Origin of the sequence: Carnobacterium sp. CP1, from assembly GCF_001483965.1 — a bacterium.
Classification (GTDB): Bacteria; Bacillota; Bacilli; order Lactobacillales; family Carnobacteriaceae; genus Carnobacterium_A; species Carnobacterium_A antarcticum.
The window spans coordinates 289,073-305,540 of the sequence record NZ_CP010796.1 but is presented as its reverse complement, the minus strand read 5'-3'; the positions used below and the strand labels follow the sequence as shown (position 1 = coordinate 305,540).

The window sequence follows — 16,468 nt, the reverse complement described above, 5'->3', positions numbered from 1 at the left end:
TTCTAAAAGAAATGGTTTGATTCTTTCAAGAATACTAGCTATCGACAATTGTTAGCCTGACACGTTTCGGTCCTGAAACTTTAACGCTATAGACAACTGTACGAATCGCTTTTGCTACGCGACCTTTTTTCCCAATTACGCGCCCGATATCATCCGGATGAACCGATAAATGATACTCTAAAAACTCTTCAGAATCTACAGTAACAAGTGCTAGTTCTTCAGGATGACTTACAAGAGGGCGAACAATGGTAAGAATTAATTCATTCATGTCAGCCATAGTCCTCATCCTTTTTATTTACTGTTTTTTGAATCGTGGAATTTTTTCATAATACCTTCTTTTGAAAGGATGTTACGAACTGTATCAGAAGGTTGAGCACCGTCGGCTAACCATTTCAATACTAATTCTTCGTCCAATTTTACTTCTGCCGGGCTAACAACTGGGTTGTATGTTCCAACAGGTTCGATGTAACGTCCATCACGTGGAGCACGTGCATCTGCAACTACCATACGGTAAAATGGATTTCTTTTAGAACCCATGCGTTTTAAGCGGATTTTTACTGCCATATTTCTTACACCTCCATTAACTATCTCTCAATAAGTATATTAACAGTAATTTATAAGCTTGTAAAGTGTTTTTTCTTTACAGCACATTTTTTTATTTTTCTTTAGCTGAAAAATGACAAAAGAACGAATTACCGTTTCTTTTTATTTTTTTTCTTAACTTTTTTCTTGTTTTTACGAACCATTGAATTCATAGCCATTTTGCCTATTTTGCCTTTAACACCTTGGCCAAACATGCCGTCCATACCATCAAAGTTGCCTTTAGACATTTTGCTCATCATTTTTTTAGATTCATTAAATTGCTTGATCATACGATTGACTTCAGCGATTGGTCGCCCAGAACCCCGTGCGATACGTCTTCTTCTGCTTTGTGATAAAAGATCAGGGTTTTCCCGTTCTTTCGGAGTCATAGATAAAACAATAGCTTTCATACGAGCCATATCTTTAGGATCCAATTGCAAGTTCTCAAGCCCCGGTGCGTTGCTCATACCTGGAATCATTTTAAGGATATCTTCTAAAGGACCCATGTTGCTGACTTGATCCATCTGTTCAATAAAGTCATTAAAATCAAAACTATTTTCTTTAATTTTTTTAGCCATTTCTTCTGTTTTCTTCTCATCGAAGTCTTCTTGAGCTTTTTCGATTAAAGACAGCATATCTCCCATGCCCAGAATACGGTTAGCCATCCGGTCTGGATAAAACGGCTCTAGGGCATCTAGTTTTTCCCCTTGACCAACAAACTTTATTGGCTTACCGGTCACTGAACGAATAGAAAGAGCTGCACCACCACGAGTGTCCCCGTCTAATTTCGTCAGTATAACTCCCGTGATGTTTAGTTGTTCATTAAAGGACGCCGCTACATTGGCAGCTTCTTGTCCTGTCATAGCGTCAACGACTAAGAAAATTTCCGTTGGATTGGCTACTGATTTGATATCTGATAATTCTGCCATTAATGTTTCGTCAATTTGCAGACGTCCAGCTGTATCAATGATAACAAAATCTCGGTGTTCATCTTTTGCTTTTTGAATCCCTTGTTTAGCAATTTCTACTGGGCTGACTTGATCTCCCATAGAAAAGACCGGAATATCTAGTTGTTCGCCTAATGTTTCTAATTGTTGAATAGCAGCTGGTCGATAAATATCGGCTGCTATCATCATTGGTCTTTTATTTTGTGTTTTTCTTAAATGATTTGCTAATTTTCCAGCGGTTGTCGTTTTCCCTGCCCCTTGCAGACCTACCATCATCACAACTGTCGGAGCTTTTGGTGCCATTTGGATGGTACTTTGTTCGCCACCCATTAATTCGGTCAACTCTTCGCTAACGATTTTAATAATTTGCTGGCTTGGTGAAAGACTTTCTAATACTTCTGCTCCCACTGCACGATCGCTAACTGTTTTCACAAAATCTTTTACTACTTTAAAGTTAACATCTGCTTCTAACAAAGCCAGACGCACTTCGCGCATCATTTCTTTTACATCAGTTTCTGATACTTTCCCCTTGCGACGCATTTTTGCCATCGCATTTTGGAGACGTTCGGATAAACCTTCAAATGCCATTCAATTCACCATTCCTTTATTCATCATCTGTATCTTTTTTTAACCTTCGGACAAATCCTTGCAATGTTTCATCTTTAGGGTAGTGATCTTTTATATAAAGCGAAAGCTCGTTAATGGTTTTTTCTGACTGATTAAAATTATCTAACAAGTGCAGCTTCCGCTCATATTCCATTAGAATCTGCTCTGTTCGTCGAATATTATCATAAATTGCTTGACGACTCACGTCAAAATCTTCCGCTATTTCGCCTAGTGAATAATCATCAGCAAAATACAAAAGCATATAACTTCTCTGTTTTTCAGTCAATAAAGAGCCATAAAAATCGAATAATGCATTCATACGATTCGTTCGTTCTATTTCCACATTATCCCTTCTTTCTGTTCTGAACCATTGTCAAGTGATTTTCGTTTACACACTACTTAAGCGTACTCATTATCCCTTGAATAGTCAATAGGTTTAAGCTGTTTTCTCATGATTTTCAATCATTCTCTCTTTTGTCTCTTTAACGTGCAAAAAAGGAAAAAAGACCCTTTAAAAAGGCCTTCTTTCCTTCAAACAATTGCTTATTTTTTAAGATACTCATCTATATTCGATTTAATATTAGACACTTTAGGTCCATAGATAACTTGAGCGTTGTTTCCTTTAACCACTACACCAGCAGCACCAGTTGCTTTCAATTGGTTCTGATTGACCAATTCACCATTTTTAATGGTTACTCTCAAACGAGTTGCGCAGTTGTCTACTTCGATTAAATTATCTTCGCCGCCTAATCCTTCGATAATATCAAAAGATAAACGGTCTTCAGGGGAATCAACAGATGTTGCTTGATCTCCTTTTTCACCAGCTTTTTTAGCTTGGTAATCAGCTTTTGTATATAGTTTTGATTCAACAACTTCATCTTCACGACCCGGTGTTTTTAAGTCAAATTTCAAAATAAAGAAGCGGAACACACTATAATAAACAACTGCGTAGACAATTCCGACTATCACTACTGGAATCCAGTTTGTAAGTCCTTGTCCTGGTAAAATACCGTATAAAACAAAGTCAAGCAACCCTCCAGAAAATGTTAAACCGACTCCGACTTGCAAGAAATGCATTAAGACAAATGAAAATGCTGCTAGTACACAGTGGACTCCAAAGTATAGAAATGGAGAAGCAAATAAGAATGAAAATTCAAGCGGTTCAGTGATTCCTGTGAAAATAGATGTAAGAGAAGAAGACATCATCAACCCTTTGACATCACCTTTACGTTCAGGTTTCGCTGATTTGTACATAGCAAAAGCTGCAGCTGGGAAACCAAAAATCATGAACGGGAACATACCTGAGAAGAATTTAGCAGCTTCTGGATCAACAACTTCACCAGCAGCTAATTGAGCAAAAATAATGTTTTGTGCTCCTTCAACCAATTGTCCTCCAACTTCTGCAGTTCCGCCAAGTGCTGTTTGCCAAAATGGCAAGTAAAAGACATGGTGCAATCCAAGAGGAATCAAAGCTCGGTAAACAAAACCGTAAATAAAGGTTCCGATATACCCTAAATCTGCTACCAATGAACCCAACCATGCGATTCCTGAAGCAGCGTATGGCCAAGCAACAGCTAAAATCATTCCAACGATAACCGCTGCAAAAGCAGAAACGATTGGTATGAAACGCGTTCCACTAAAGAATGAAAGAGCATCTGGTAAAACGATCTTATAATACCGGTTGTGTAAGAACGCTACGATAGATCCAATAATAATACCGCCAAAAACTCCTGTGTTCATCGTGTTTTCGAAACCTAGCGTACTACTGATCAAACCAGGGATAGCTTGCAGCTCTTCTAAGTTGCCAAAGTTTGCAATGGTACTCGTCAAAGAAGCATACATCATCAAATACGCTACTCCGGCAGATAAAGCAGCAACTTCTTTAGCCGCTTTAGCCATACCAAGTGCTACTGCGATAGCAAAAAGCAACGGCAAGTTATTAAAGATAACTTCTCCGCAATCTTTCAAAACGGTCAGAAATTTATAAAGGAACGTTCCATCCCCTAAAATACCTTCTAAATTATATAACTCAACAAATGATGCTCCAGTAAAAGATGCTCCAATTCCTAACATCAACCCTGCAACCGGCAACAAAGCAATCGGCAACATAAACGTTTTGCCTAGTTTTTGCAGTGTTTCAAAAACTTTATCTTTCAACATACTTCCTCCTCAATAATTTTGTTGCTTTAATAATGAAAATAAGTGCTTGCATTTCCAAAAACTTCCAACCAAAAAGCTTCTACTCTCTAAAAAAAAACCATTAGAGGGCAGAAACTTTTGGAAACGCAATTTAAATAATACCACATTTTATAAAGGAAAGCCACTGATAGAATAGTCTTTTGACTTCATTTATAACGATTTTTGAATTAATTCGCTAAACAAACCATAAATGTATTCATTTGGATCAAATTCTTGCAAGTCATCTACACTTTCACCTAACCCCACATATTTGACAGGAATATCCAATTCTTTTCGAATCGCTAAAACGATCCCACCTTTAGCTGTTCCATCCAGCTTGGTTAAAACTAGCCCAGTAACGTTCGTTGTTTGCTTAAATTGCTTAGCCTGTACCATTGCATTTTGGCCGGTGGTAGCGTCTAAAACCAGTAAGACTTCTTGAGGCCCGCCGGGTACTTCTTTTTCGATGATTCGTTTCATTTTTTCTAATTCATTCATCAAGTTTACTTTATTTTGCAAACGTCCAGCAGTGTCTACCAATAATACATCTGCTCCTTGCTGCTTAGCTTGGCGTATGGCATCAAATACAACCGCTGCTGGATCGCCACCTGCTTTGCCTGTCACCACATCTGCTCCTACACGTTCACCCCATACTACAAGCTGTTCGATTGCCCCAGCCCGAAAAGTATCACCAGCAGCTAATACGACTTTCTTATTCTCTTTTTGATAAAGATGCGCCATTTTCCCAATAGTCGTTGTTTTACCGACACCATTTACGCCGACGACTAAAATAACAGTTAGACCATCGTTATTCAAATGAATCGTCGGTTTTTCTGTATTGTCTTTTTCATAAATTTCGACCATTTTTTCAATGATGGCTTGCTGAACTTCACCTTCAGATTTAGCATTTTTAAATTTTACTTCTTGGCGTAAAGCGTCACTGATTTCCATTGTCGCTTCGTACCCCACATCTGCTCCAATCAGAATTTCTTCTAAATCTTCAAAAAAATCTTCATCTACTGTTCTGAAATTGGCAAATAGTTCGTTCATTCGTTGCGAAAATGATTTTCGTGTTTTTTCCAGACCTTTTTCATATTTCTCAGTGACCTCAGTCTGTTCAATCTGCTCTTCGCCTATAAAAGCTCGTTTTATTTTATCAAACAATCCCATTCTATTTCCCCCGTTCCCTGCTTTTGATACGACTATTTGCTCATGCTGTCTACCTTTTGTAAAACAAATTTATTGATTGCATGTGCGACGCCGTGTTCATCATTATTTTTAGTGATAAATTGAGCGGATTCTTTGATTTCGGCCGTTGCATTTTCCATCGCAACACCGAGCCCAGCAAATTCGATCATCGCATGATCGTTAGCTTCATCTCCTAACGCCATCACTTCATCTGCTTTAATGCCTAGCAAATCACACAGTATTGCGATGCCTTTTCCTTTATCGACTTCCTTATGCATCATTTCCAATAGAATCGGTCTGGATTTCATGATTGTATACTTTTCAAAAAAGGCTTCTGGGATTTTATCGATAGCTTCATCTAGTTCTTGTTGTTCATAACAAAAAACCACTTTATTGATCGCTGCATCTTCAGCTAATTCATCCATCATAACGGGTACGTATGGCAAGGCATTCATGACCGTTGGATAAAGTGAATCCCGATTCTTAGGGTATGGAGGCTCATAGATTTGTTCTAAATCTATGAAATTACACGGTACATTGATGGCTTGGCTTAACCGATACAATTCTTGGACCTCTACTTGTGTGAGTGTTTTTTGAGATACTATTTCGCCTGTATCTGTTTTTTGAACCAATCCGCCATTATATGTGATCCCGTAATCTCCGATTTCCCGTAGATTCAACTCTTCTAAATAATGAACCATTCCTAAAAGAGGCCTTCCTGTGCATAAAACGACCTTGACACCTAATTCTTTGGCTTTCTTTATGGCAGACTTGTTCTCATCTGAAATGGTACGGTCTTTGGTTAATAATGTTCCATCTAAATCAATGGCAATTAATTTAATCATTTAATGAGCTCCTAATCTATCTATTTAGTAACCTTATTTTATTCGTCCTGCCTTAACTACCCTAAAGGCAAACGTTCTTTTGTTTCAGCTTCTTCCAAACGTACCGACACAATTTTAGAAACACCAGACTCCTGCATCGTTACGCCATATAAAACATTGGCTTCTTCCATCGTTCCTTTACGGTGAGTAATTACAATAAACTGTGTATCGCCTTCAAATCTTCTCAAATACCGTCCAAACCGAACGACATTCGCTTCATCAAGTGCCGCTTCAACCTCATCCAAAATACAAAATGGTACGGGCCTGACTTGAATAATCGAAAATAGTAAAGCAATAGCTGTAAATGCTCGTTCTCCCCCAGACAGTAAACTTAACTGTTGTAATTTTTTTCCAGGAGGCTGTGCGACGATTTCAATTCCAGTCGTCAACAAATTTATTGGATCCGTCAACTGCAGCTCAGCAGTTCCTCCCCCAAACATTTGCGGGAAAACCACACTAAATCGCGCACGAATCGCTTCAAAAGATTCGGAAAAACGCCGTTTAACCTCTTCATCCATTTCATCCATTGTTTCATATAGACTACTTTTAGCTTCAAGCAAGTCATCTCTTTGTTCGACTAAAAATAAATACCGTTCATTTACACGTTCAAACTCTTCAATCGCTCCCACATTGACATTGCCTAGTTCTTCGATACTTTGTTTTAATAATTTTACTTTATGGGCTGCTTCTTCCATGGATATCACAAGCGTATGTTCTGATTTTGCTGCTTCAAAGCTCAAGTGGTACTCTTCATTCAAATAAGTCAATCGGCTTTCAATAGCCACCTCATCTCGATTTAAAGCCACTTCCGCCTTGGTGATCTGCTCCATAACGTATTGCTGTTGATTCTGTTTGAGACTCATTTCTTGTTCTAATTGTTCCAAATCAGTTTCCAATTCCGTGCGCTGATTTTGATGGACGGCTAACGAATGGTCTAAATTGTCTTTTTGTTTTTTTAATTTCGATAATGTTTCCATTATCTCTTTTTGAGACAACTGATGGCTTCCATCTGTTTGAGACATTTGTTGAATCGCTAACTGCAATTTATTTAATTCTTGATTTTCAATCTCTAATTGGCTTTTGAGTGCAAGCTGCTCTTTTTCCAAGTTAGCAACTTGTTCTTTAATGGTTGCTAACTGGGTCATCAGCCGTTGCACTTTCTCACTGGCCTCAGCCTGTAAGGCTGCTCTTTCTTCATTTTGTGAGGAAGCTAGCTCAATTTGATGATTGATTTGTTCCATTTCCGTTTGAATCGCTGCTAGCTCAAGAGTTATCGCAGCTGTTCGTTGTTCGTATTGTTCTGTTTCTGCTTTAGCTTCCTCTGATTCAAATTGATATGCTTTTAATTCTCTTTGTAAACGGGATAATTTTTCTTCGTTTATTTCAGCTTGGTTTTTAAGCTCTTGTTCTTTTAGACGTTGTTGTTCTCCGGTTTCTCTGAGATCTTCTAGATTTTGTTGTGCTTGTTTAAGCACTTGTTTAAAACCGCGCACTTCAATTTCTTTATCGGTTAACGTTTTTTCCATTTGACTGATTTGTTTTGTTAATAATTCTAATTCATTTTTACGCGAAAAGAGACTGCCTTGATTGCCTTTTTTGCTTGCTCCGCCAGTCATTGATCCTCCTGCATTGATAACATCTCCTTCGAGCGTTACCACACGATATTTAAATTGAAGAGTCTTAGCAAGATCATTAGCTGTTTGCAAATCTTTTGCCAAAATGGTGGTGCCTAATATATTTTGAATGATATGAGAAATCTCTGCTGGATATTGAACCATTTCGCTGGCGATCCCCATAAACCCTTCGTGCTGTTTTGCCTGATTTTCAACTGCAACCGGCAATTGACGTGGTTTAATGGTGGTTAACGGCAAAAAAGTTGCTCGGCCTGAACGTTTCTGTTTTAAATATTGAATCGCTTTACGTCCGCTTAGTTCATCTTTCACAATAACGTTTTGAGAAGCCGCACCCAAAGCAATATCGATTGCCATTTCAAATGTTTTTGGAACTACGATCAATTCAGCTACAGCACCGATGATACCGCCGATCTGTACCCTTTGTTTCAATACTTCTTTAACACCTTGATAGAATCCCGCATAGTCATCCCTTAATTCTTGCAAACTTTCCTTTTTAGCTTTAGCTTGCTGAACGACTCGCAAAGCATCGTACATCATTTGTTCTTTTTGTTCTAAGGCTGTCCGTTTTTCTTGGATAGTGATTTGTTGTTCTTGATAATGCAACAATTTCTGCGCAATTTCTTGTTGAATTTGTGCTACATCTCCTGTTGAGGATTCCAATTGCTTAGACACTTGCTGAAACTCAGCTTCCAATGTAGCTGTCAACGCTTTAGATTTCAACGTCTTTTGAGCTACTTGGTTGTACGTCTTTTCCAAATAACTTTGTTCATTTCTTAAACTTGTTTTTTGCTGCATCAAATCAACATATTGATTACGCAGCTGTTCAATCGTTTCTTTACTGTTAGCAGAAAACATCATCCGTTCTTTTTCTGCTGTTTCCAGTTCGGTTCTCAACTCTTTTTGCTGATTGATTTTTTTATCCAGCAAAATTTTTAGTTGCTGCAACTGTTCTTCTAATTTTTCAATTTTGATTAACGCCTGTTGTTTAGACATTTCATAATGATCCCGGTTTTCTTGCGTATGTTTTGAGCGTTCATTTAGAACTTGTTTTTGTCCTTCTAATTGTTCGTATTGTTGAATGGTTTTTACTAATTGCTGCTGCTCACTATCAAGGATCTCTGTTAATTGCTGTTTTTGAAGCTTCATTTTTTTTGATTTTTTTTCTAATTCAGCATAAGTTGTTTTCTTTTTAGATAACTGCTCATAAAATGCTGTTAATTTAGATTTATGAGTAGTCCATTGGTCTTTTAATTGTTCAATTTCAACGGCTGTTAATGCGATTTCTACATCACTTAACTGTTCTTTTTGCATCAAGTAATCTTTTGCTATACTGCTTTGCATTTGCAGCGGTTCGATTTGCCCATCCAATTCATAAACAATATCTTGAACCCGATTCAAGTTATCTTCCGTCTCCACTAATTTCTGTTCAGCTTTTTTCTTACGCGTTTTATATTTAAAAACTCCAGCTGCTTCTTCAAAAATTGCTCTGCGGTCTTCTGGTTTGCTGTTGAAAATGGCTTCTACTTTGCCTTGCGATATGATTGAAAACGACTCTTTGCCCAACCCTGAATCCATAAATAAATCAACAATATCTTTCAAACGGCAAGCCTGTTTATTCAGATAAAATTCACTATCGCCATTTCGATGCAATCGTCTCGTGATATTGATTTCACTAAAATCCAAGGGTAAGAAATGATCTTCATTCTCTAGTACTAATGTCACTTCAGCCACATTCAATGGTTTTCTAGTTTCCGAACCAGCAAAAATGATGTCATTCATCTTCCCGCCTCGCAAGCTTTTAGCTGACTGTTCCCCTAAAACCCAACGAATAGCTTCAGTAATGTTGCTTTTTCCGCTGCCGTTTGGTCCCACAACTGCTGTGACCCCTTCGTGAAATTCAATCGTTGTTTTTTCAGCAAACGACTTGAAACCAGCGATTTCGATTCTTTTTAACTGCACAACTAACTGGCCCCTTCCCTAAACATTCAATGATCGAGAATAAGTTATGTGCCTTGGCTTATTCTCGATCATTTTATTTGTCTTGTAAAATCAACAAAGCATTTTCTGCAGCTACTTGTTCTGCCGCTTTTTTTGTTTTTCCTTGCCCTTGTCCCAGAGCCTGTCCTTCTGCACTCACTTCAACAACAAATACCTTTTGGTGGGCCGGCCCAATTTCTTCCACTAGATGGTAATCAATTGAGATTTCTCCTTTTTGTTGCAAATACTCTTGTAAATTTGTTTTATGATCCATCACATGTGAAAAAGCACCGGATTGAATTTTAGGAAAAATAGTTTGTTCTAAAAAGTGCAACACACTGTCAATTCCTTGATCTAAATACAAAGCTCCAATAAAAGACTCAAATAAATCACAAAGCAGAGCAGGTCTTTTACGGCCATCCATGCGTTCTTCGCCTTTTCCTAAACGAATGTAATCATCAAAACTACATTCTTTGGCAAATTGGCTCAAACTCGCTTCACATACGATGGTTGCGCGTAACTTAGTCAGTTTTCCTTCAGGAAGTTTTGGAAAATGTTCAAATAAATACCTTGAAATAATTAATTCCAAAACTGCGTCTCCCAAAAATTCAATTCGTTCATTGTCTTTTAATTGTTGATCCCTGTGCTCATTCACATATGATGAATGCGTGAATGCTTCTTCTAAATAAGCAGTATTTTGAAATGTGATGCCAAACTTTTTTTTAATCATTTTTAAAAATACTTCATCCATTTGTTTTTCTCCTCTCGATTAGAGTTCTCCAATCTTATCCATTATACTGTGTTTTAGAACAAAAATAAATAGTTTCGCTGTTTCCTTGCTTTAATAATCACTTTTCATGGTGTTTAACAGCAATTAGCGGCATTTATCACTTTTTTTATAGACTATTAACGATTGCTATTTTTTAAGCGGCGCATCTGCTGTTACACCGATCGTTTCCCAGCCGAAGTTACTGCCGTATCTCTCACCTGTCAGAATTTTATAGGAAGCAAAAGATCCTTGTTAAAGAAAAATATATTTCTTTAACAAGGATCCTTTTTATTTAAAGTTAGTTTAGATTAGCTTCAATGTAATCCACTGCATCTCCGACTGCAGAAATTTTTTCTGCATCATCATCAGAAATCTCTGTACCAAAAACATCTTCTAACTCCATGACGAGTTCGACGATATCTAGAGAATCTGCTCCTAAATCATCTTTAAAAGACATTTCATTCGTTACTTTTTCTTCATCTACACCAAATCGTTCTACAATTATTTTTTTGATTTTTTCGAAAGTTTCGCTTTTAGACAAACCTTTACACCTCCGTTTAATCTCATCTTTTATAAAAATGGTTCACATCTGACATATTTATTTTACAGATTCTTAGCCGCAATGTCTAGGCTTTTTTAAGCTTTACCGATTTAGGCCATTCATTCTTTATTTTTCTTGATCCGTATTTTTCGTTTCAAACTGTTCAACTAAATCGTCAATAACTTTTGAAGCCAGCATTTCGTGAATTTGTTTGATCGTAAAATAAACAGCTTCTTTTTCAGTGGAACCATGTGTTTTAACAACCGGTGCTTTAACGCCGAATAAAACTGATCCGCCGTGTTTTGAATAATCTAACACATCTTTCATGCCTGATAGGCTATCTTTCATTAACAAGCCGCCCAACTTCGCTTTTGGACCATTGTCATAGATAGCACTTTTAATGAGCTGCATCATAGATAAAGCTGTTCCTTCAATTGTCTTCAAGACGGCATTGCCTGTGAAACCGTCGGTAACGACAACATCTGCTACACCATTTAACAGTTCGCGGGCTTCAACGTTTCCAATAAAGTGAATGCTTTTATCTGCCTTTAATAATTGAAAAGCACGTTTTGTTATATCATTCCCTTTATTCTCTTCCGTTCCGTTGTTTAATAGACCAACTGTCGGATGTTCAACACCACGTACAAATTTAGCATACTCTGTTCCTAGAATAGCATATTGATGGATATTCTCAGGTTTTGTATCGGCATTTGCACCAACATCCATTAAAGTAAAGGTGCTGTTTTCTTTAGTCATAACCGGTAAAGTAACCAATAAACCTGGACGATCGATTCCTTTGATTCGGCCAATAATCAATAAACCGGCAGTCAACAATGCTCCTGTATTACCTGCTGAAAATAACGCATCTGCTTCTTTATTTTTTACTGCTTGCGCAGCTAAAACCATAGAAGCTTTCTTTTTACGGCGGATAGATCGAACAGGATCGTCTTCGCTATTGATTTTTTCATCTGTATGCACGATTTTAATGTTAGCTTCACCATCTAAATACTGATTGATAGCCACTTCGTCTCCATATAAAATGAATTCTATATCTTTAAATTCTTTGGCTGCTAATACGATTCCTTCAACAATTGCTTTTGGTGCATTATCTCCACCCATTGCGTCTACTGCAATTCTCACTCTAGTTGCCTCCTTCTATCTTTCCTGCTGTTTTTAAATTCATATTGATCTGCCTTTATAAATAGACTCTTGCCGTTTCTCACTTAGTTGAAATTGAGGCCTGCTAAGTTATCCACTCCAACCGCTTTTCGCAATTCTTCATAAGCTGGATTGGTTAAGAAATCCGGTTGGTTGACCAATTCGGAAGCTTCTTGTCTAGCAGCTTCTAGGGCTCCAAAATCGCCAACGATATCGCCTATTTTAAAATCAGGCAATCCTGATTGTTTTGAGCCAAACAAGTCTCCTGCACCTCTTAATTCTAAATCCTTTTCGCTTAAGACAAAACCATCTGTCGTTTCAGTCATGATTTTCATCCGTTCCATACCCGTTTCACTTTTTGGATTGGCAACCAGAATACAATACGACTCTTTATGACCACGGCCTACACGTCCTCTTAATTGGTGCAGTTGAGATAACCCAAAACGATCTGCATCATAAATGACCATAGTAGTTGCGTTTGGCACATTGACGCCCACCTCGATCACGGTCGTTGAGACGAGGACATTCAGTTTATTATCTTTGAAGTCTTGCATAACGGCTTCTTTTTCAGCAGGTTTCATCTTACCATGCAATAACCCTACTTTATAGCGCGATGCATAATAAGCGGTTAATTTTTCATAAATATCTGTTGCATTCTTGACGTCTAAACTTTCAGATTCTTCAATCAAAGGGCAAATCACATAAGCTTGCGAACCTTTTTTTAGTTGGTTCTCAATAAATTCTAACGTATGTTCAAAGTTCTTAGGCCTCGTCCAAGTCGTTTCAATTGGAATTCGACCAGCTGGCAATTCATCAATAATAGAAACATCCATTTCTCCATAAGTCGTGATGGCTAACGTTCTAGGAATAGGTGTTGCTGTCATAAACAACACATCTGGTTCTTTTCCTTTATCGCGCAATATTTTCCTTTGGTTAACGCCAAAACGGTGTTGCTCATCCGTGATGACTAAACCCAGTCGAGCAAAGTGAACATCTTCTTGAATCAACGCATGTGTTCCAATAATGACATCCAATTGTCCATTAGCTAGTTCTTCCAAAATAACTCTTCGCTCTTTTGTTTTAGTTGAACCGGTCAATAACGCCACTCGGACTTCCAGAGGATCAAATAACTGATCCAAACTTTCCATATGTTGTTCGGCTAGAATTTCAGTTGGAACCATCAGGGCAGATTGATACCCCGCATTGGCTGCAGCAAATAATGCGATAGCCGCCACGATTGTTTTGCCGCTCCCTACATCACCTTGTAACAAGCGATGCATATGATTAGGCTGTCTTAAATCTTTGCAAATTTCATTGACTACTCGTTTTTGAGCTGCAGTCAACTCAAAAGGCAGCGACTCAATAAAACGGCGCAACGCCTTGACATCATATTTGATTTGCGTGCCTTGTCCAATTAATTTTTGTTTTTTGCGTAAAACTTGCATTTTAAGTTGGTACAATAAAAATTCTTCAAATACGACTTCTCTTCTAGCCTGCTTTGTCTGTTCTTCTGATGCTGGGAAATGCATGGCATAGATAGCGGCTTGATGAGAAACCAAACGATATTTTTGTCTCAGAAAATCAGGAATGATCTCTGGAATCAATTCATGATAGTTTCGATAGGCTTCTGTAACTAAATTGAAAATCGTTTTTTGTTTTATATTTTTATTTGCTCGGTAAATGGATTCAAATTCATTGTCTTGTTCTGATGAACCACCGCCAAGAATTTTGATTCCTGTTAAACTTTTTCGTTTTGCGTCCCATTTTCCGAAAACAGCTAACTCTTCTCCTGCAACAATTTTGCTTTTTAAATAAGGTTGGTTAAAAAAAGTAATTGAAATCACTGCATGTTCAATTACCAATCGGAAAGAAAGGCGATTTTTTTTAGGGCCAAAACGACTGACTACAGCTTCAGAAACTACATTTCCTTTCAACGTCACCTTTTCTTGGTCTTCTATTTCCAATAGATTTTTTTCTTGAATATCTTCATAGCGAAATGGATAGTGTGAAAGCAGATCTAGTACAGTAAAAATACCTAATTGCTGTAAAGCTTCAAGGCGTTTTTCGCCAACATAGGGAAGAATAGAGACAGAATCATCAATTGATTTACTCATAATAGACACCAGCTGATCATTATTTAATTAGTGAACCTTTTTTTGATCAAGCTGCTGGTTATCCCCCCTTTATTCAAATTCCTTATTTAAGCTATCAACGACCTTTTATTTATGTAACGCTAAAGACAACTTTAAAAATAGGCAAAAATAATTAAATATAATTAAATATTTTTATTATTTCTGCCTATTTCAATTTAGTCCATCATTTATTCTACAGACAATAGATAAGGGTATACTGGTTGTTGTCCTTCGTGAATTTCGACTTCTACGTCTTCATAAAGGCGTTCGATTTCAGCAGAAATCTCTTCTGCTTCATTCATGTCTCCGTCTTCTCCTAATAAAATCGTAATAATCTCACTATCATCTGAAATCATTGATTTAAGAGTTTCAAGAGTCGCTTCTTTACGGTTTGTTTTAGAAAATTTGATTTTACCATCAATAATTCCCATAAAATCGTCTTTTTTAATACTAACGCCATCAATCTCTGTATCCCGAACAGCCGTCGTTATTTGACCGCTGACAACGTTTTCCAGCTCTGTGCTCATTTCTTTTTTGTTGGTTTCCAAGTCATTCAGCTCATTAAAGGCTAACATTGCTGTCATTCCTTGTGAAACCGTTCTGCTTGGTACCACAACAACTGGAACTTCGCTCACTTCAGCCGCTTGTTCAGCAGCCATAAAAATATTTTTGTTATTTGGCAAAACAATTACTTTTTCTGCGTGAATGGATTCAATCGCTTTTAAGATATCTTCCGTACTCGGGTTCATGGTTTGTCCGCCACTAATAACATAGTTTGCCCCTAAGCTCTTAAACAAGTTTTGGACTCCTTCGCCTGCCGCAATTGCAATAACGCCGTAAGGAATTCTTTCAGCAGGTTGAGCCGGTGCTTGAGCATCTTCATTTTCTAAAATCGTTTCATGTTGTACGCGCATGTTGTCTACTTTGATTTTCATTAATGAACCAAATTCTTGACCATAATTCATGACTTCACCGGGATGTTCAGTGTGGACGTGAACTTTGACGATTTCATCGTCAGCCACAACTAGAAGAGAATCTCCAATTTCATTTAAATGATTACGGAAAGTATCGTAGTCAAAATCTTGCTTCACAGTTTCTCCTTCACCGATTTTAACCATAATTTCTGTACAGTAACCATACTTAATATCTTCTGTCGCAATATGGTGAGAAACACTGCGATGGTGTTCTGCATTAACCATTTCAGTCATTTCTTGAGGTGACGGTTGATAAACTTCATCTTCACTAATTTTTCCTGATAAAACTTCCAAGAATCCTTCGTAAATAAACAGCAACCCTTGTCCGCCACTATCAACGACGCCTACTTCTTTTAATACAGGCAATAAATCAGGTGTTTTTGCTAGAGATTTCTTAGCTCCGCGAACGACCGCTTCCATCACTTCAACAACATCATCAGTTGTTTTCGCCTTTTTTTCTCCAGCCTTTGCTGATTCACGAGCAACCGTTAAAATAGTTCCTTCAACTGGCTTCATCACTGCTTTATAAGCTGTTTGTACTCCATTTGTGAAGGCTGCAGCTAAATCTTTTGCTGCTAATGTTTCTTTCCCTTCGATTGCTTTACCAAAACCTCTAAACAATTGCGACAAAATCACTCCTGAATTACCACGAGCTCCCATTAACAATCCTTTTGATAATGCTGCAGCTAATTGATCTACTTGTTCTGAAACAGTCGTTTCAACGGCTTTAACTCCACTTGCTAAAGATAAATTCATGTTTGTTCCTGTATCTCCATCTGGAACGGGAAAAACATTTAATGAATTGACATATTCCGCATTTGTATCTAGACGCTTGGCTCCAACAGATACCATTTTACGAAAATGCTTCCCTTCTAACTCTGTAACATTCACCACTATA

General features: G+C 37.7%; 13 protein-coding genes. All 13 read right to left on the bottom strand.

What is annotated here, in order from left to right; genetic code table 11:
• Positions 1 to 34: 34 nt before the first annotated feature.
• On the bottom strand, positions 35 to 277 hold the full coding sequence (locus tag NY10_RS01605) for a KH domain-containing protein (protein ID WP_058918348.1): 243 nt from the start codon (positions 275 to 277) through the stop codon (positions 35 to 37).
• Positions 278 to 291: 14 nt separating this feature from the next.
• Positions 292 to 564, bottom strand: a complete 273-nt coding sequence (gene rpsP, locus NY10_RS01600; protein WP_058918347.1) for a 30S ribosomal protein S16 — start codon at positions 562 to 564, stop codon at positions 292 to 294.
• A gap of 128 nt (positions 565 to 692) precedes the next feature.
• On the bottom strand, positions 693 to 2,117 hold the full coding sequence (gene ffh / locus NY10_RS01595) for a signal recognition particle protein (RefSeq protein WP_058918346.1): 1,425 nt from the start codon (positions 2,115 to 2,117) through the stop codon (positions 693 to 695).
• Positions 2,118 to 2,133: 16 nt separating this feature from the next.
• Positions 2,134 to 2,478: a putative DNA-binding protein gene (locus NY10_RS01590; RefSeq protein WP_058918345.1), complete on the bottom strand. Its 345-nt coding sequence runs from the start codon at positions 2,476 to 2,478 to the stop codon at positions 2,134 to 2,136.
• 200 nt (positions 2,479 to 2,678) lie between these two features.
• The gene (locus NY10_RS01585; RefSeq protein ID WP_058920194.1) at positions 2,679 to 4,292 is read right to left on the bottom strand and encodes a PTS transporter subunit EIIC; all 1,614 of its coding nucleotides are present in this window, start codon (positions 4,290 to 4,292) and stop codon (positions 2,679 to 2,681) included.
• A 192-nt stretch (positions 4,293 to 4,484) separates the two neighbouring features.
• Positions 4,485 to 5,483 carry a signal recognition particle-docking protein FtsY gene (ftsY, locus tag NY10_RS01580; protein ID WP_058918344.1) on the bottom strand — a complete coding sequence of 333 codons (999 nt, stop codon included), beginning with the start codon at positions 5,481 to 5,483 and terminating at the stop codon, positions 4,485 to 4,487.
• 32 nt (positions 5,484 to 5,515) lie between these two features.
• Positions 5,516 to 6,346: a sugar-phosphatase gene (gene yidA / locus NY10_RS01575; protein WP_058918343.1), complete on the bottom strand. Its 831-nt coding sequence runs from the start codon at positions 6,344 to 6,346 to the stop codon at positions 5,516 to 5,518.
• 56 nt (positions 6,347 to 6,402) lie between these two features.
• Positions 6,403 to 9,978, bottom strand: a complete 3,576-nt coding sequence (gene smc, locus NY10_RS01570) for a chromosome segregation protein SMC (protein WP_058918342.1) — start codon at positions 9,976 to 9,978, stop codon at positions 6,403 to 6,405.
• Between the two features lie 73 nt (positions 9,979 to 10,051).
• Positions 10,052 to 10,747, bottom strand: coding sequence for a ribonuclease III (rnc, locus tag NY10_RS01565; RefSeq protein WP_058918341.1), 696 nt, complete (start codon positions 10,745 to 10,747; stop codon positions 10,052 to 10,054).
• Between the two features lie 316 nt (positions 10,748 to 11,063).
• On the bottom strand, positions 11,064 to 11,306 hold the full coding sequence (locus NY10_RS01560; protein WP_058918340.1) for an acyl carrier protein: 243 nt from the start codon (positions 11,304 to 11,306) through the stop codon (positions 11,064 to 11,066).
• Positions 11,307 to 11,432: 126 nt separating this feature from the next.
• Positions 11,433 to 12,446: a phosphate acyltransferase PlsX gene (gene plsX / locus NY10_RS01555; RefSeq protein WP_058918339.1), complete on the bottom strand. Its 1,014-nt coding sequence runs from the start codon at positions 12,444 to 12,446 to the stop codon at positions 11,433 to 11,435.
• An 83-nt stretch (positions 12,447 to 12,529) separates the two neighbouring features.
• A complete protein-coding gene (gene recG / locus NY10_RS01550; RefSeq protein ID WP_058918338.1) occupies positions 12,530 to 14,578 on the bottom strand; it encodes an ATP-dependent DNA helicase RecG in 2,049 nt (682 codons plus the stop codon).
• A 206-nt stretch (positions 14,579 to 14,784) separates the two neighbouring features.
• Positions 14,785 to 16,461, bottom strand: coding sequence for a DAK2 domain-containing protein (locus NY10_RS01545; protein ID WP_058918337.1), 1,677 nt, complete (start codon positions 16,459 to 16,461; stop codon positions 14,785 to 14,787).
• Positions 16,462 to 16,468 lie beyond the last annotated feature (7 nt).

What these genes read in the sequence shown, in the direction of transcription:
- ftsY (WP_058918344.1), bottom strand. Translation starts at nt 5,483, where the DNA reads ATGGGATTGTTTGATAAAATAAAACGAGCTTTTATAGGCGAAGAGCAG.
- rnc (WP_058918341.1), bottom strand. Translation starts at nt 10,747, where the DNA reads ATGGATGAAGTATTTTTAAAAATGATTAAAAAAAAGTTTGGCATCACA.
- NY10_RS01605 (WP_058918348.1), bottom strand. Translation starts at nt 277, where the DNA reads ATGGCTGACATGAATGAATTAATTCTTACCATTGTTCGCCCTCTTGTA.
- recG (WP_058918338.1), bottom strand. Translation starts at nt 14,578, where the DNA reads ATGAGTAAATCAATTGATGATTCTGTCTCTATTCTTCCCTATGTTGGC.
- yidA (WP_058918343.1), bottom strand. Translation starts at nt 6,346, where the DNA reads ATGATTAAATTAATTGCCATTGATTTAGATGGAACATTATTAACCAAA.
- ffh (WP_058918346.1), bottom strand. Translation starts at nt 2,117, where the DNA reads ATGGCATTTGAAGGTTTATCCGAACGTCTCCAAAATGCGATGGCAAAA.
- rpsP (WP_058918347.1), bottom strand. Translation starts at nt 564, where the DNA reads ATGGCAGTAAAAATCCGCTTAAAACGCATGGGTTCTAAAAGAAATCCA.